The sequence below is a fragment of the Spongorhabdus nitratireducens genome (assembly GCA_947387575.1).
Taxonomy (GTDB): Bacteria; Pseudomonadota; Gammaproteobacteria; order Pseudomonadales; family Endozoicomonadaceae; genus CANDOC01.
This window is the reverse complement of record CANDOC010000007.1, coordinates 216,349-232,272: the sequence shown is the minus strand read 5'-3', so window position 1 is coordinate 232,272 and position 15,924 is coordinate 216,349. Positions and strand designations below refer to the sequence as shown.

General features: G+C 50.1%; 14 protein-coding genes. 9 read left to right on the top strand and 5 right to left on the bottom strand.

Annotated elements, in window-relative coordinates:
• The first annotated feature begins 339 nt into the window (after positions 1-339).
• Positions 340-1,338, top strand: a complete 999-nt coding sequence (locus ACYZZ0_RS14440) for a protein-tyrosine phosphatase family protein (protein WP_461537339.1) — start codon at positions 340-342, stop codon at positions 1,336-1,338.
• A 215-nt stretch (positions 1,339-1,553) separates the two neighbouring features.
• Complete coding sequence (locus tag ACYZZ0_RS14435) at positions 1,554-2,129, top strand: lipid-binding SYLF domain-containing protein (protein ID WP_461537338.1); 576 nt, start codon at positions 1,554-1,556, stop codon at positions 2,127-2,129.
• A 311-nt stretch (positions 2,130-2,440) separates the two neighbouring features.
• Here ACYZZ0_RS14435 and polA read toward each other — a convergent pair whose 3' ends face one another.
• Positions 2,441-5,206 (bottom strand): DNA polymerase I, encoded by a 2,766-nt coding sequence (gene polA / locus ACYZZ0_RS14430; protein ID WP_461537337.1) that lies wholly within the window; start codon positions 5,204-5,206, stop codon positions 2,441-2,443.
• Between the two features lie 75 nt (positions 5,207-5,281).
• Between polA and ACYZZ0_RS14425 the strand changes: the two genes are divergently transcribed.
• Positions 5,282-5,704 (top strand): DUF2782 domain-containing protein, encoded by a 423-nt coding sequence (locus ACYZZ0_RS14425; RefSeq protein WP_461537336.1) that lies wholly within the window; start codon positions 5,282-5,284, stop codon positions 5,702-5,704.
• Positions 5,705-5,749: 45 nt separating this feature from the next.
• Here ACYZZ0_RS14425 and ACYZZ0_RS14420 read toward each other — a convergent pair whose 3' ends face one another.
• The gene (locus ACYZZ0_RS14420; protein WP_461537335.1) at positions 5,750-7,402 is read right to left on the bottom strand and encodes an acetolactate synthase large subunit; all 1,653 of its coding nucleotides are present in this window, start codon (positions 7,400-7,402) and stop codon (positions 5,750-5,752) included.
• A gap of 125 nt (positions 7,403-7,527) precedes the next feature.
• Here ACYZZ0_RS14420 and ACYZZ0_RS14415 point away from each other — a divergent pair, with 125 nt between their 5' ends.
• The 4 genes from ACYZZ0_RS14415 (at position 7,528) to znuB (ending at position 10,411) form a co-directional block, all read left to right on the top strand.
• The gene (locus tag ACYZZ0_RS14415; RefSeq protein WP_461537334.1) at positions 7,528-8,310 is read left to right on the top strand and encodes a class I SAM-dependent methyltransferase; all 783 of its coding nucleotides are present in this window, start codon (positions 7,528-7,530) and stop codon (positions 8,308-8,310) included.
• Positions 8,311-8,398: 88 nt separating this feature from the next.
• Complete coding sequence (locus ACYZZ0_RS14410; protein ID WP_461537333.1) at positions 8,399-8,887, top strand: Fur family transcriptional regulator; 489 nt, start codon at positions 8,399-8,401, stop codon at positions 8,885-8,887.
• Positions 8,887-9,630 carry a zinc ABC transporter ATP-binding protein ZnuC gene (gene znuC, locus ACYZZ0_RS14405; RefSeq protein ID WP_461537332.1) on the top strand — a complete coding sequence of 248 codons (744 nt, stop codon included), beginning with the start codon at positions 8,887-8,889 and terminating at the stop codon, positions 9,628-9,630. Before ACYZZ0_RS14410 ends, znuC begins: the two co-directional genes overlap by 1 nt.
• A complete protein-coding gene (znuB, locus tag ACYZZ0_RS14400) occupies positions 9,623-10,411 on the top strand; it encodes a zinc ABC transporter permease subunit ZnuB (RefSeq protein ID WP_461537417.1) in 789 nt (262 codons plus the stop codon). Before znuC ends, znuB begins: the two co-directional genes overlap by 8 nt.
• A 59-nt stretch (positions 10,412-10,470) precedes the next feature.
• Here the strand turns inward: znuB and ACYZZ0_RS14395 are convergent, their stop codons facing one another.
• Together ACYZZ0_RS14395 and ACYZZ0_RS14390 are read right to left on the bottom strand one after the other, a co-directional pair.
• Complete coding sequence (locus ACYZZ0_RS14395; protein ID WP_461537331.1) at positions 10,471-11,064, bottom strand: YggT family protein; 594 nt, start codon at positions 11,062-11,064, stop codon at positions 10,471-10,473.
• Positions 11,065-11,126: 62 nt separating this feature from the next.
• Entirely contained in the window at positions 11,127-11,840 is a 714-nt protein-coding gene (locus ACYZZ0_RS14390) for a YggS family pyridoxal phosphate-dependent enzyme (RefSeq protein WP_461537330.1), read from the bottom strand.
• Positions 11,841-11,967: 127 nt separating this feature from the next.
• Here ACYZZ0_RS14390 and ACYZZ0_RS14385 point away from each other — a divergent pair, with 127 nt between their 5' ends.
• The gene (locus tag ACYZZ0_RS14385; RefSeq protein ID WP_461537329.1) at positions 11,968-13,005 is read left to right on the top strand and encodes a type IV pilus twitching motility protein PilT; all 1,038 of its coding nucleotides are present in this window, start codon (positions 11,968-11,970) and stop codon (positions 13,003-13,005) included.
• Between the two features lie 46 nt (positions 13,006-13,051).
• Positions 13,052-14,176: a PilT/PilU family type 4a pilus ATPase gene (locus tag ACYZZ0_RS14380; protein ID WP_461537416.1), complete on the top strand. Its 1,125-nt coding sequence runs from the start codon at positions 13,052-13,054 to the stop codon at positions 14,174-14,176.
• Positions 14,177-14,190: 14 nt separating this feature from the next.
• Here ACYZZ0_RS14380 and ACYZZ0_RS14375 read toward each other — a convergent pair whose 3' ends face one another.
• A complete protein-coding gene (locus ACYZZ0_RS14375; RefSeq protein WP_461537328.1) occupies positions 14,191-15,873 on the bottom strand; it encodes a death domain-containing protein in 1,683 nt (560 codons plus the stop codon).
• Positions 15,874-15,924 lie beyond the last annotated feature (51 nt).

The window sequence follows — 15,924 nt, the reverse complement described above, 5'->3', positions numbered from 1 at the left end:
TCGTACCGCGTCGGCTCCGTGGTTTCAGGCATGCGACAGACCATGTGGTCGGCTAGGTAAGGCCTGAGTACAAGGAACACTGCGTTTCTGCTTTTACTGTGATGGCGAGATAAAAGCGAATCCCGCTTAGTGATTATTGCGGGGTTTGTCTACGCGCGTAGTAATACACCAGAAACTTTTTGTATTCAACTAAAGTTAAAGATTTTACTAATTGGTAAGCATGAAAATTCTACGCGTCATTGGCGCAGGTCAATGTTTGAGTGCGAAGTTGATCCTGATGTCACTTTGGATTGGCTAGACTTAAACAAATAAGCACAGAAACTGAAAGGATTCAGACAGATGCCCGTGGGTTTGCCCCCCTCAGCCCGGACGCTGACTGCTGCGATAACATCCCTTGGACGCAAGATTCAGGACACCGCTGCCCGGGTGGGCAAGTGGCTCAACCGGCTGGTGCGCCGTCAACCTGCAGAGCGATCTGAAATCCAGGCTGGTCAGCTCTCCATGGAGCGCAAGCGAGAGTTGCTCGAACACATCAAAATGGTGGAGCCGGATGATAAATGGATTCAAAGCCGGCAAGTCAGCAAGCTGAATGATCTAATGACCCATGATCAGTATGCGTTACTTGACCGTGCCATGGATAAGCAGAATCCTGACCTGGACGCGGCACAGAAACTTTATACCCAGATTCGCAGGGAAGCGCCCGGACTTGCTGCACTGTTGATCAATACCATTACGGCGAATGACAAAAGAACCAATGAGTGGGCTCAGCCTTTTCCGCAGCCAGGCATGATTAACTCATACAAGCTGGATGACAAAATGTTCCGCTGTGCCCAACCGGACAAAGCGGTTCTGGAGCGGCTTGAAAAAGAAGGGTACCACGTCATCAACCTGCGTCATTTTCACTCGGACTTTTCTGTTGTCGGGCGAGATGACTTTGCCGGGTCTCACTTCAAGGTTCCGACAAAAACGCCCAAGCCGTTTGTAGCTGATGTGATGAGAGAAATTCACAAACAGCAGAAGCTTGGCAAGAAAATTTATATCCATTGCCTGCACGGATCTGATCGTACCGGGTTTATGTGTGCGGCCTATCGCATGGTATTTCAGGGGTGGACGGCAAATCAGGCAATTGATGAATACACCAAGGGTAGCTTTGGCTATCACGAAAAAGTATTTCCGGAATTACCAGGGATGCTCAAAGAGTTAGAGGAAAATAAAGACATTGAGAAGATACAGAAAGAGCTTGGTCTGGTACCAAAGAGTGGAGTAGAAATGCCGGGCTTCAGGCAGCTGGCTATCGAACAGGCAAAGAAAAACCCGAATATTCCGGGGGGAGAATAATCGGGTTAAAAGCTTCGCCAGCAATATTTGCTACGAAGTAATTTGCCAACACAAAACACACAAGGAGTAGAATGAGCACCATCGCTATGATGACCACTCACCTACTTTGAGTGTCGGGTTACGAGTAAGTTCCTGTCTTATCCAAAAATAATTGTAAGGTTTTCTTTTGCATCTGCAGCTACTTTGTAAGTAATGCTGCCATGAGGGCGAAGTTGATGCCTTGCCTTTTATATCGTTGTCTTTTCACTGCCTTTCTTTCTGTTGTTTCCTTTTTCTCCTGCCTGACTTTTACTGCACATGCTGCAACATCGAGAGCTGATCAGGAGCTGGCCATCAGTCATACCTTACATCGGCTCTACAGAGATTATCCTGCAGCTGAAATACTGGGAGATAAAGCTGCAGCATTGCTGGTTTTTCCAAAGGTAGTTAAAGGAGGCATGGTGACAGGTGGAGATTCTGGAGAGGGTGGTCTGTTGATGAGCCACCAGATTCGGGCCTGGTACAAAACTTCAGCTAAATCTATTGGCTTGAAGGCAGGGGCAGGTGTGTTGTCTCGTTCCTATGTCATTATGTTTATGGACGAGGAGACATTGAACCGTTTTCTGAGTCAGGACAAATGGAGTATTGGCAAAGAGCTTTCTGTGACTATGGCAGCCATTGAGTCCGGTGGGCGGATCAGTTCAGAAACCGGAAGTAAATCTGTAATTGGCTTTGTGATGGACAGTAAAAATGTACTGGCAGGCAGTTCACTGGATGGAAACAAGATTACTTTGATCGAGAAGAGCCAGTAGCTCAATGGAAGTTAATAAAGATATCAGAGCAGAAACTGTACAGCAGAAAAAAGAAAACCCCATTGCCGGGGAAGCAATGGGGTCAAGATACAAACTTCGTAAAGCACACACAACCCTACGAAGCGATGCCAACACAAAACACACAAGGAGTAGGTGAGAACCGTTTTTCGCAGCTCTCATATACTCTGACTCGTGGTTTTCCAATAAGTTCCAAAAAAATCGAAAAAAATTGCAAAAAATTCAAAATAATTTCTAAAGCCCCGAATGACGGGGCCTGTAGCGCACAAAAAATAATAAAAATATTTTGTCGTTTAGTGTGCTTCGTCCCAGTTGTTGCCTGTACCGACTTCGACTTCAAGCGGAACAGCAAGTTCGGTTGCTGCTTCCATCTGTTGTTTCAGTCCCAGTGATACTGCATCCAGATCTTTCTCTGCAACTTCAAGCACCAGTTCATCGTGCACCTGCATGATCATGCGTGCATCGAGTCCACTCTCCTTCAGCCATTGATCAACCAGCATCATCGCGTGCTTGATAATATCTGCGGCAGTGCCCTGCATGGGGGCGTTAATTGCGGTACGTTCTGCCGCCTGTTGTCGCATTTTATTGCGGGCGTTGATTTCCGGTAGATGTAGTCTGCGACCAAACAGTGTTTCAACATAACCCTTGTCATGAGCAAGTGCCCGGGTGCGTTCCATGTAATCCTGAACACCGGGGTAACGCTGGAAATAAAGGTCGACATATTCCTGGGCGGACTGACGGGTGATGCCAAGCTGCTTGGCCAAACCAAATGCTGACATGCCATAGATAAGACCAAAGTTAATCGCCTTGGCGCTGCGGCGCTGATCAGATGTTACCTGTTCCGGTGTCACACCAAATACTTCAGCAGCTGTAGCCCGGTGAACGTCTTGTCCGTTTCTGAAAGCTGTCAGCAACCCGTCATCGCCGGAAAGATGCGCCATGATGCGCAGCTCGATTTGAGAGTAGTCAGCTGCAACCAGCTTGTAGCCTTCAGGAGCAACAAACGCCTGACGAATGCGACGACCTTTCTCGGTGCGGATCGGAATGTTCTGCAGGTTAGGGTCAGAAGAAGACAGACGACCGGTTGCCGTCACAGCCTGATGGTAAGAGGTGTGAATTCTGCCGGTTTCCGGGTTGATCAGCTGAGGCAGCTTGTCGGTATAGGTCGACTTGAGCTTGCTCAGGCTGCGGTGCTCAAGAATGATGCGCGGTAATGGATAATCCAGTGCCAGTTCCTGCAGCACTTCTTCAACAGTCGAAGGTGCACCCTTGGGGGTTTTCTTCAGTACCGGAAGTTCCAGCTTTTCAAACAACAGCGCCTGCAATTGCTTGGGCGATGCGAGGTTAAACTCTTCGCCTGCAATTTCGTAGGCTTCTTTCTCAAGTTTTTCCAGGCGCTCTGCCAGCTCGAGGCTCTGCTTGCCGAGCAAATTGGCATCAACCAGTGCGCCATTGCGCTCAACTTGAGACAGCACCGGTACCAGAGGCAGCTCTATATCTTCAAAGATTTGCTTGAGATCGCTGTCTGCTTCGATCTTTGGCCACAGCTCCTGATGCAGACGGAGTGTAATATCAGCATCTTCAGCGGCATAAGGCGCGGCCTTATCCAGTTCAATCTGGTTAAAGGTAAGCTGCTTGACGCCCTTTCCGGCAATATCTTCATAATGAATCGTAGTGTGATCCAGATACTTTTCTGCCAGCGCATCCATATTGTGGCGGGTGGCGGTAGAGTTCCACACATACGACTCAAGCATGGTATCGAAGGCGATACCGCGCAGGGTAATGCCATGGCGGGCTAATACGCTTTTATCGTACTTCAGGTTCTGTCCGACCTTTTTCCGGCTTTCATCTTCCAACAGCGGCTTCAGACGATCCAGTACCCATTTCCGGTCCAGTTGTTCCGGGGCTCCCATATAGTCATGAGTCAGTGGCAGGTAGCCGGCACGGTATGGCTCAACCGAAAAACTCAGGCCGACCAGATCCGCCTGCATATAGTCCAGACTGGTGGTTTCAGTATCAAAGGCAAACAGCTCGACCTGATTGAGGCAACCCAGCCAGCGTTCGAACTGGGCTTCGGTCAGAATGGTTTCGTATTCGGTTTCCTTTGTGGCCGCCTGTTCTTGAGGGGCTCCTGCCTGTAGCCCTCCGGCAGGCGCTGAACCGTATTCTTCAAGCTCCCTGATCCAGCTGCGGAATTCATACTGTTTAAACAGATCCAGCAGAGCATCATCATCCTGAGGTGTCTGCTTCAATTCAGAGACATGCACATCCAGCGGAACATCAGTCTTGATGGTTGCCAGCTTGTATGACAGCTCCGCCATTTCACGATTTTCTTCCAGCTTCTTCGGCATCGTTTTGGAGCCACGGAAACCCAGTGCAGGTACTTTATCCAGGCTGGCGTAGATATCTTTGATACTGCCCAGTCCCTGCAGCAGGGCAATGGCAGTCTTTTCACCCACGCCGGGAACACCGGGAATGTTATCCGAGGTATCTCCGCGCAGGGCCAGATAGTCAATAATCAGCTCGGGCGGCACACCGAACTTTTCTTCAACACCAGCGATATTGGTGCGAACATTTTTCATAGTGTCGATCAGTTCGACATGTTCAGTGACCAGCTGGGCCATATCCTTGTCGCCGGTGGATATCAGCACATGCAGCTTGCTTTCGGTTGCCTGCAGAGCCAGTGTGCCGATGACATCGTCTGCTTCAACGCCTTCTTCTATCAATAACGGCAGTCCCATAGCGCGGATACAGGCATGCACAGCAGCAACCTGACTACGCAGGTCATCCGGCATGGCAGAACGGTTAGCCTTGTATTCTGGATATAAATCGTTGCGAAAGCTTTTACCCTTGGCATCAAAGATCACCGCAATCTGACTCTGCGGATAGTCCTTCATCAGGCTGCGCAGCATGCTGACCATAACCCGGATGGCACCGGTAGGTTCTCCGGCTGCGTTGCGCAGGTCAGCTTGCTGGGAAGCAAAAAATGCACGGTAGAGATAGGATGATCCGTCAACCAGAACCAGTGGTGAATTTTCACTGTTCTCACTTGCTGCCATAAGCGTTGCCTAATACCTTGCGTGGGGAATTCGGAGTAAACTGATAATTCTACTCATGGTGGAAGGGGATAACCAATGACCGCTCTACTGCACAAAACAACAATGGGTGTGCTGGTCGCTTTGATGGTTTCCGGATGTACTGTTTTTACCGAGAGCAGTGGTGTGGATAAACCTGTGGGTGTTACCGGTACAGGTAATACTGTTGTGCCCACCACATCTGATGTTACTGAAGATATACCACCTGAAGTCCCGGAACATATCCAGAAAAAACTACAGTTACAGGGTATCAGCTCACCTTCTACCGATGTGGTTATTCGACCGACACAACATGGCATGATTCAGGAGTTTCGGGCCAACGGTATTCTCTATGCCATCAAAGTTGTGCCAAAGGTTGGCCCTCCCTATTACCTGATCTCTGCTGATCATCAGGGCAACTTTGTCAGGGCAGGGCAGCCGGATATGCTGATACCTTCGTGGAAGATTATGGAGTGGAAGTAACACCCAGTCTGACTTGTTATACCGGTTGCCTGATTAAATAGCTGATCAAATAGGGCAGGCAACCTGCCCAAGGCTTTCAGTCAGCCGCAGGTTCTCACTGTAATCGATAGGAACCACAATCAGACTGGGACCGGTTTCATTGAAAGCGGTCTCCAGAACGTTCTTCAGATCCCTGCTGTGATTGACCAGATGTCCATTCCAGCCAAAAGCCTGTGCAAGCTGTTTCCAGTCCGGGTTTCCAAAATCGAGTTTGGTATGGCGGCCAAAATGGTTCTGCTGTTTCCAGGCAATCAGGCCGTACATCTTATCTTCCCAGACCATTACAACAATCGGGCTCTGTAGCCGGTGCGCGGTTTCCATCTCCTGCACATTCATTAAAAAGCCTGCATCACCACAGATAGCCATAATCCGTTTTTCCGGATAAACCAGTCCGGCACCAATAGCGCCCGGCAAGCCGAAGCCCATGGAGCAGAAGCCATTTGGAATCAGACAGGTGTTGGGCTCGTGACACTGGTAGTGGCGGGCAATCCACATTTTATGAGCACCAACATCGGACAGCAGAATATCCTGAGGTCCCATGGCACTGCGTACATCGCTTAATACCTTTTGGGGACGAATGCTGCCCTCTGTCTCATCATTTCTGTGTCGTTCAAACTCGTCCAGCATCATCCGGCGTGTGGCCAGCTGTTGCTCCCGGTTACAGTGATATCCCGGGTTTTGCTGCAGCATGTCACAGAGCATATCGAGGGTATGAGCCAGATCCCCAATCAGTTCCAGCTTTGGTTGATAGTGTTCATCAATCTCAGTGGGAAGATAGTCAGCATGAATAATGGGCTTGTCACCGGAAGGGTTCCACAGGCTTGGATGATATTCGACCATGTCATAGCCGACGGTTAACACCAGATCAGCACCATCCAGAGCACAGTTGGTAATATCCTTTTGTCCGAGCCCGACGGTGAACAGGCAATGGCTGTCGTCCATATCGATACAGCCCTTGGCCATAAAGGTGCTGACTACACCGATATCGGTCAGCTCACAAAAACGGCGCAGCTGATGAGCGGCCCGTAACCGGATACAACCATTGCCAGCCAGAATAATGGGCCGTTTTGCCTGCAATATCATCGTCATGGCTTGCGTAATTTGCTGACGTGCCGGAATAGGGCGGCTGAAACGTTGAGGCTGAATAGGGCTGGCATCGGTGGGTTGCTGAGCAATATCTTCCGGTAGCTCCAGATGCACGGCTCCGGGTTTCTCTGTCCGGGCAATGCGAACCGCCTTGCGTACCATTTCGGGAATATTATCCGGATGGCGAATGCTGGCGGCCCACTTGGTCACCGGACGAAACATCTCTACCACATCCATGACCTGATGGGATTCCTTATGAAGCCGGCGGGTTGAGCCCTGCCCAGTCAGCACCAGCATGGGAGCCCGGTCCATATTGCCATCAGCTACGCCGGTAATCAGGTTGGTAGCCCCCGGTCCCAGGGTACCCAAACAACCGGCCGGATTGTGTGTCAGACGGCCGTATACCTCGGCCATAAAAGCAGCCCCTTGTTCATGCCGGGTCAGAATGAAGCGGATTTTGTCCGAGGCTTCCAGCGACATCATAAAATCAGCATTCTCCTCACCGGGGACGCCGAAAATATGCGTGATACCTTCAGTTTCCAGACATTTGACCAGCAAATCAGATGCTTTCATGGCAATGATCCATTACAGGCGGGCGCAGAAGGAGATAAACGGGCAGATGAGAATGACAGGGTGAAGTGTAGGCCGCCTATACTGGATCGTCATCAGACTGATATCACCGCAAGGGATAACCGACGATGCAGAATAACAATGTGATGTTTGAGCCGAACCCCAATGGACAGGGGTTCGCTTTTGGTACTCCCTGTGTCTTTATCGATGACTGGATCCAATGCTGGCGTGGAGAGCGGCCATTGCTGGATATTGGATGTGGTAATGGCTGTAACTCACGGGTGGCTCTGGAAGCCGGAGCCGAGGTTGTAGCGACAGAAATCGACGAGAGTCGACTGACTTTGCTGCAGGATGATCCGGAGTGGGGAGGGCGGTACGGTAACCGGCTTTCGCTGGTGCATGCTCTGTTACCTGATGCCATGCCGTTTGATGACAATAGCTTTGACGGGATTTTATGTGCCGAGGTTTTCCATTTTCTGCGGTACCCGGATGTTATTGCTGCGGTCTGGGAGTTGCACCGGTTACTGGCTCCGGGTGGACTACTGGCGTTGACCTGTATATCTGCAAAACTGCATATCCTTCGAAATACCGAGCTGGAACAGCGGGTTGAGCGGCAGAAATATCGCAATCCGGAACGGCTGGCGGGATATATGGATTATGTACAGCTGCTGCTGGAAGCTATGGCCCTGAGACTGGATGAGCCTGAAGTCAAACAGATGATCGATGGGCATATTCAGAAGATACCCGGCAGATGTTTTCATTTCTTTCTTGCTGATCAGTTGGGAGTGGTATTCGAGAGGATGGGATTTGAACTGCTGACTTGTGAATTTGGCCCTGCGCCTCATTACCCGCTGATAGAACATGGCCCGCAGGATCAGGTTCGAATCCTTGCACGGAAAAGGGTGGAATAGCTGCAGTAAACTGTTGTGGTGAATTGTCGCTGAATCCGGCTGTCAAAGCTGTTACATTGTAACATTTTTAACGACCGGAGCTCTTTCCATGGTTGATGAAGCGACGGCGGTTTATGAATTACACGATCACAAGCGTTGTATTCATGACGCAGTTACTCGGGCAGATGAGGTCTGCCGGGATAAAAATGTCCGTTTGACCCCCTTACGCCGGCGCGTATTTGAATTGGTCTGGCAACACCACCGACCAGTCGGGGCTTATGACCTTTTGGCCGAATTGGCAAAAGAAGAAGGACGTAATGCGGCTCCGCCCACAGTCTACCGGGCACTCGACTTTTTGCTGGAGCAGGGGCTTATTCACCGTATTAACTCGCTTAATGCCTATATTGGCTGCACTGCACCGGGCTGTAATCATCAAGGCTGTTTCCTGATCTGCCATCGTTGTAAAACCACGCTGGAAGTGGACAGTGACCTGTTGCTGAAAAGCATCAGGACTGAAGCAGGGTTGCATGACTTTCTGCCGCAGCAGGCGATGGTTGAAGTGACCGGGCTGTGTCCGAATTGCAGGGATGCGGCCTGATGACCAGTGACTCATTGCTTCGGCTTGAAGGTGTTCATGTCCGGTTCGGAGAGCGGGATATCCTGAAAGATATCGATCTGACGCTTTCCAGAGGCAAAATTTCTACCTTGATCGGGCCCAACGGCGCCGGAAAAACCACACTGGTACGAGTGGTTTTGGGCCTGATGAAGCCAACCCGGGGACAGCGTGAAATCAAATCAGGCCTGCGTATTGGCTATATGCCCCAGAAGCTGCATATCGAAACCACGCTGCCACTGACGGTTGAACGCTTTCTGAAACTTGCCCGCCACTGTGAACGGCCGGCCCGGGAAGCGCTGGAATATGTTGGCATTGCCCATCTGGCACACAGCCCGCTGCAAACGATTTCGGGCGGTGAAATGCAGCGCGTACTGCTGGCCAGAGCACTGTTGCAGAAGCCCGAGTTGCTGGTTCTGGATGAGCCGGTACAGGGTGTTGATGTAACAGGACAACGGGAACTTTATCGTTTGATTCGCCAGCTACGGGATGAACTCGGCTGTGGCGTTTTGATGGTATCTCATGATCTGCATCTGGTAATGGCGGCTACCGATGATGTGATCTGTCTGCATCAGCATGTTTGCTGCTCAGGTCATCCGAGCAAGGTCAGCAAGCATCCCGCCTATCTCAAACTGTTTGGTCAGGAGTCTGATGAACTGGCAGTTTACAGCCATCATCATGACCACTCTCACGATTTGCATGGAAATGTCGCTGCCGATGATGCCTGATTTTATTTTTTATGCGTTGCTGGCAGGTCTTGGCGTTGCCCTGATTGCGGGGCCTCTCGGCTCTTTTGTCGTGTGGCGGCGGATGGCGTACTTTGGCGATACGCTGTCACATTCTGCGCTGTTGGGTGTGGCGCTGGGCTTTCTGCTGGATATCAACCTTAATCTGGCCGTTGTTTTCTGTTGTGTGATGCTGGCCCTGATACTGATGTGTTTGCAAACCCGCAAGGCTATAGCGACAGATACTCTATTGGGTATTCTGGCTCACAGCAGTTTGTCTCTGGGGATGGTGACCGTCAGCTTTATGGATTCGGTCCGCATTGATCTGATGGCCTATCTGTTTGGTGATTTGCTGGCTGTCAGTACCACCGATCTGTTCTGGATCTACGGTGGTGGCTTGGCAGTGTTACTGCTGCTGAAGGTATTTTGGCGGGACTTGCTGGCGTTAACTGTGCACGAAGAACTGGCTCAGGTAGAAGGTGTGCCGGTTCAACGCATTAAATTAATGCTGATGCTGCTGGTGGCAATGGTTATCGCTGTGGCGATGAAAATTGTGGGCGTGTTGTTGATTACTGCCATGCTGATTATTCCGGCTGCAACAGCGAGACGTTTTGCCCGTTCTCCGGAGCAGATGGCTTTTGGTGCGAGCTTGATAGGGATGGTTGCTGTGATTGGCGGGTTAAGTCTGTCCTGGTATCTGGATACGCCTGCCGGACCTTCGGTGGTTGTCAGCGGTTTTGCACTGTTTCTTTTATCTTCTCTTCTCCCCAAAGCAAGAATCTGATTGGTTTGTTCCGGATAGCTTAATACTGTCTACAAAGCTATCCGGAACTTGCAGCAGCTTTACAGCAACAGACGTAACCCGCCAACGCCCATAGCCATTGCCAGAGGTGTTACAAACATCCCTCTGAGGGCATAAATAATCAGCAGCAGAACCATGATCGAGAAGTCCAGGCCGCCCATTGGGGGCAGCATGCGACGAATCCGACCCGCCAGAGGTTCGATAATCTGGTGCATCAGCATCAGCGCCGGGTTATAGCTTTGGGGAGCAATCCAGCTGGCAATCGCAATAATGATGATGGAGAAGGTGTAGATATTAAGCACGCTGTCCATCAGGCCGATCAGGGCCGCACCCATTGCCAGATTGGGTGGTACCTGGGCCGGGTTGAAACCTTTCAGTGCCAGCAGGCCATAGATCAGTACTACCTCAACAAGAAAAGCCAGTACCAGCGATGCGAAATCCAGACCGCCGATGCCGGGAATAATACGGCGCAGAGGATTCAACAGCGGCCCGGTGGCCTTGACGATAGCCTGCGACAGCGGATTGTAGAAATCAGCTTTTACCAGCTGTAGCAGGAAGCGCAGCAGGATCGCGATCACATAGAGTCCGACCACTGTCTGAAGAATTACGCCCAGAGTTTGAGCAATGGATGACATAGGTTATCTGTCTCCTGTCATTGTTGTAAGGCTGTCTGTATAGCAAGCAGTCGGGACTGCGGCTAGCTATTGAGGTCGCTATTGGAATAGCTGCGGGCGCCAAACAGGGCAGTGCCCACACGCACCATGGTTGAGCCTTCCATAATGGCAGCTTCCAGGTCGCCGCTCATCCCCATTGACAGGGTATCCAGCGGACGGTCAGGAAATTGCTGCTGTAACTGCGTTAATAATTGGGCCATTTTGCAGAAAGGCAAGCGCTGTTGCTCCGGGTCATCACAGGGTTGCGGGATGGCCATCAGTCCGCGCAGCTGCACGTTCGGCAGTTGCATCACTTCAGCTGCAATTACGGGTACTTCTTCCGGCAACAGCCCGGATTTACTGGCTTCATTACTGATATTCACCTGCAGGCAAATGTTCAGCGGCGGCAGATGCTCTGGACGCTGATCGCTCAGGCGACGGGCAATCTTTAGCCGGTCAACACTGTGAACCCAGTGAAAATGCTCTGCAACAGACCGGGTTTTGTTGGACTGGAGCGGGCCGATAAAGTGCCAGACAATATCGCTCAGGTCTTCCAGCGTAGTGACTTTTTCCACCCCTTCCTGCAGGTAGTTTTCCCCGAAGTGGCGCTGGCCACATTCCCAGGCTTCACGAATCAGGCTGGCAGGTTTGGTTTTACTCACCGCCAGTAAAATGACTTCATCGGTACGTCCACTGTTGCTGACAGCAGACTGGATGCGGCTTCTGACCTGCTCAATGTTCTGTTGTATGGGTTCCATCAAGTATGAACTCGGACATCATTGCAGCCTCAAAATAACACAGGCTGCTAGGCTAAATAGATACGGTACTGTAAATCATCAAAGCGGTAACAGAGTATCAGAACAAGGACGGATAACCGATACTGATATGGATATCACGGAACTGCTCGCCTTCAGCGCCAAACAGAATGCCTCTGACCTCCACCTGTCGGCTGGACTGCCACCCATGATCCGGGTAGATGGTGATGTTCGCCGGATCAACCTGCCGCCGCTGGATCATAAAGAAGTGCACTCACTGATTTATGACATCATGAATGATCACCAGCGCAAAGAGTATGAAGACAAGCTGGAGGCTGATTTCTCATTTGAAGTGCCCGGGGTTGCCCGTTTCCGGGTCAATGCCTTTCATCAAAATCGTGGTGCTGCCGCGGTATTCCGTACCATTCCGACCAAAATCCTGAGCATGCAAGACCTCGGGATGGGGCCGATTTTCAAGAAGATTGCTGATACCCCGCGGGGACTGGTTCTGGTGACGGGACCTACAGGTTCGGGCAAGAGTACAACACTGGCGGCAATGCTGGATCATATTAATGAAAATAAATATGAGCACTTGCTGACCATCGAAGATCCTATCGAATTTGTCCATGAGTCCAAAAAGTGTCTGGTGAATCAGCGTGAAGTTCATCGGGATACCCAGAGCTTTGAAAATGCCCTGCGCTCGGCCCTGAGGGAAGATCCGGATATCGTGCTGGTGGGCGAGATGCGTGACCTTGAAACCATCCGACTGGCCCTGACCGCAGCAGAAACAGGTCACTTGGTCTTTGGAACCTTGCATACGACTTCGGCAGCAAAGACCGTTGACCGGATTGTGGATGTATTTCCGGCTGAAGAAAAAGCCATGGTGCGCTCCATGTTGTCTGAATCGCTTCAGGCGGTTATTTCCCAAACCCTGTTGAAAAAGAATGGCGGTGGCCGGGTGGCAGCACACGAGATCATGATCGGCACCTCTGCCATTCGAAACCTGATCCGGGAAGACAAGATTGCCCAGATGTATTCTGCGATTCAGACCGGAGCCGGGCTGGGGATGCAGACGCTGGATCAGTGTCTGGAAACGCTGGTAGCTCAGGGCCTGATCACTAACGATACAGCCAAAGAAAAAGCCAAGAATCCGGAAAACTTTTCCTGATTGTATTTCTTAAGCTCAAAGGATTGAGAGAGCGCCTGCCATGGCAATCAATATGACCCGGCTGTTGCAGCTGATGTCAGAAAAGAAGGCTTCAGACCTGTTTATCACGGCAGGTTTTCCTCCCAGCCTCAAGGTCAACGGCAAGCTGATGAATATCGGCAAGAATGTGTTATCAGCCGAAAATTCGCTGGAAGCTGTTCACGGGTTGATGAATGACATCCAGAGGGAGGAGTTCAATACCACTCATGAATGCAACTTTGCTATCAGCCCGGAAGGTGTAGGCCGATTCCGGGTCAGTGCTTTTTTCCAGCGCAATCTGGCAGGGATGGTTATTCGCCGGATTGAAACCCATATCCCGACCATTGATGAATTGTATTTACCAGACGTTATTAAAGATCTCTCGATGACCAAACGAGGACTGGTGATTTTTGTTGGTGCCACCGGTGCTGGTAAATCCACGTCACTGGCTTCAATGATTGAGCACCGTAATGCTCATGCCAGTGGGCATATTGTCAGTATCGAGGATCCGGTTGAGTATGTTCATGAGCATAACCGCTGCATCGTCACCCAGCGGGAAGTAGGCATTGATACTGCCAGCTTTGAGGTTGCGCTGAAGAACACCCTGCGTCAGGCCCCGGATGTGATAATGATTGGTGAAGTGCGCACTTCAGAAACGATGGAATACGCCATTTCCTTTGCTGAAACAGGTCATCTCTGTCTCGCAACGCTCCATGCCAATAATGCAGATCAGGCGCTTGAACGTATCATCCATTTCTTCCCGCCGGATCAGCATGCTCAAGTATGGATGGACCTGTCACTCAATCTGAAAGCTGTGATTGCTCAGCAGCTGGTTAAGAAAGCGGATGGCAGTGGCTATCGAGTTGTGGTGGAAGTGCTGCAAAACACACCGCTGGTGTCTGACACGATTCGCAAGGGGGATGTACATCTGCTGAAGGGATTAATGGGGCGATCAACTGAAAGTGGTATGCAGACGTTCGACCAGGCGCTCTTCAAACTGTACCGGGAAGGTATCATCACTTATGAAGATGCACTGGCACATGCTGATTCTGCCAATGACTTGAGGTTAATGATAAAACTGGAGTCTGGTTCCGAAGAGAGTGCGAATCAGCCTGATAAGTTCAGAATTCAGGGTAGTGATTCATTTGAATAGATGATTTCTCGCAGTCAGCTTTTTTGTCTTTCTTCCAAAGCATTGAGCATTGGAATGATCTTTTCGTCGACGTAATCACCCATGTCGAGGTCTTTCGACAGTACTTCAATAAACCGGTTCCAGGTTGGTGACCCTCCTTTCATTGCAATGCCATTATCAGTCCATTTTTTGAGAACTCTTCTGAGACGATCGTGGTTATTATCACAGCTCTGTTCAATATTTATGAGTTGATCGCCTTCCATTCCGATTGCTTCACCTAGTTTTCTCCATTCTATGGCAAGCTCATCATTGATACTTAGCCTCACATTATGTCCGGCATAATTGGTATATACCATATGAGCAAGGCGGGAATGAGTCACATATCTTGGTCCCCACCTATCCTGATAGTCGCGGCTTGAGTCTTGAGGGATTGGATCATGGATGGGTTGAAATTCAATGGTTCTGGATTTGGGACTGAAGCCCTGAATCTGTCCTTTTTCTGCCATTTTTTCCAAGGCTGGGATCAGCTCAAGATCGGTGTAGTCATGCATCTCGAACTCATCACGAAGAATATTAATCAACTGTTCCCACAGTGGAGTTCCCAGAGCTGTTCTAGATCCATTATTGGCCCAAACTTTTAGTATCTGTCGTGCGCAATTAGCATCATTAAAGTCATTATCCTGCTCACAAGATGCGATCATTCTTGGTGTATAACCCGCCATTGTTGCCAGCGTTTGCCAATGCGGTGCAAGAGTTTTTGCAACATCAATCTGCTTTTCCTGACCATCCTCATCTTCATAAGTCATGGGTGAACTGATTTCATCTGCTTCAAAATATTGCCATCTCCATTGATCAGGATCGATGACCTTTGGATGTGTGAAGTATTCTGCTTTGGTCGTGCTAGTGAGAGGGAGAGAATATTCATCATATGTACTGTCTTGCTCTGAAATATTCAGAGAAGAAGACTCTGGTCGGAACGGAAACAACTGGGTGAGCAGTTCGTGATGATGTGGCACTGCGTGCTGAACTTGTGGATCACTTAGCAGCTCAATAGCGATAGAGCGCAAACCGGGATTATTCGCTTGGGATGCAGCAATAGCTGTTGCTTGAGGAGCAAACCAGCTCCAATCTCTCTTACTGATGTTATGGGTTTTGAGCTCGGCCAGAGATATCTCTCCTGTCTGATATCGCAACATATCCCGAATTTTTGCCAGAGTTTCCACTGTTTGTTGAAGATCTGCTGATTCTGTACGTTTGCGCTCAAATTTTGGCAGCTGATTAATTGATGCAATGAGAGCATCAACCGACCGGGGCGAAACTTCACTGAATGGCCTGCTTTTGAGCTGTTGTTGTAGATGCAGGAGGTTGTTCTCAACAATATCGAGAGAAACACATTTGGCCATGCTGCAGCGCAATGAACGAATGCCAGCCTCAATCTTGTGAAACAGGGTCGATAGCGGGCCGAACCTATGAGAAGGTGCTGAACTTTGCCTAAGCCTCAGCCCTGATGTGGGTTGGGGGTTAGCGACCTCTATTCGACACTTTTCCAGCCCCCTTCTTTCTCGAAAGGTTGAAAAATCATTACGCTGCTTACCAATGTAGGCAATGCCTTCCGGAGATGAGCGAGACGTTTTCGTTGCCCCTGTCCCTGTGGTCAGACCGAAAGGATCTTGCATTGTTTTATAGCTATGGGAATAGCAGGCCTGAGTGATAGCCATATACTGAATTCATTTGAGAATTGTCGATTATGGTTGGTTATCGGCCATTTG

Bases quoted from the DNA above. Each gene is read 5' to 3' on its own strand.
- ACYZZ0_RS14440 (WP_461537339.1), top strand. From the start codon at position 340: ATGCCCGTGGGTTTGCCCCCCTCAGCCCGGACGCTGACTGCTGCGATA.
- ACYZZ0_RS14435 (WP_461537338.1), top strand. From the start codon at position 1,554: ATGCCTTGCCTTTTATATCGTTGTCTTTTCACTGCCTTTCTTTCTGTT.
- polA (WP_461537337.1), bottom strand. From the start codon at position 5,206: ATGGCAGCAAGTGAGAACAGTGAAAATTCACCACTGGTTCTGGTTGAC.
- ACYZZ0_RS14425 (WP_461537336.1), top strand. From the start codon at position 5,282: ATGACCGCTCTACTGCACAAAACAACAATGGGTGTGCTGGTCGCTTTG.
- ACYZZ0_RS14420 (WP_461537335.1), bottom strand. From the start codon at position 7,402: ATGAAAGCATCTGATTTGCTGGTCAAATGTCTGGAAACTGAAGGTATC.
- ACYZZ0_RS14415 (WP_461537334.1), top strand. From the start codon at position 7,528: ATGCAGAATAACAATGTGATGTTTGAGCCGAACCCCAATGGACAGGGG.
- ACYZZ0_RS14410 (WP_461537333.1), top strand. From the start codon at position 8,399: ATGGTTGATGAAGCGACGGCGGTTTATGAATTACACGATCACAAGCGT.
- znuC (WP_461537332.1), top strand. From the start codon at position 8,887: ATGACCAGTGACTCATTGCTTCGGCTTGAAGGTGTTCATGTCCGGTTC.
- znuB (WP_461537417.1), top strand. From the start codon at position 9,623: ATGCCTGATTTTATTTTTTATGCGTTGCTGGCAGGTCTTGGCGTTGCC.
- ACYZZ0_RS14395 (WP_461537331.1), bottom strand. From the start codon at position 11,064: ATGTCATCCATTGCTCAAACTCTGGGCGTAATTCTTCAGACAGTGGTC.
- ACYZZ0_RS14390 (WP_461537330.1), bottom strand. From the start codon at position 11,840: ATGGAACCCATACAACAGAACATTGAGCAGGTCAGAAGCCGCATCCAG.
- ACYZZ0_RS14385 (WP_461537329.1), top strand. From the start codon at position 11,968: ATGGATATCACGGAACTGCTCGCCTTCAGCGCCAAACAGAATGCCTCT.
- ACYZZ0_RS14375 (WP_461537328.1), bottom strand. From the start codon at position 15,873: ATGGCTATCACTCAGGCCTGCTATTCCCATAGCTATAAAACAATGCAA.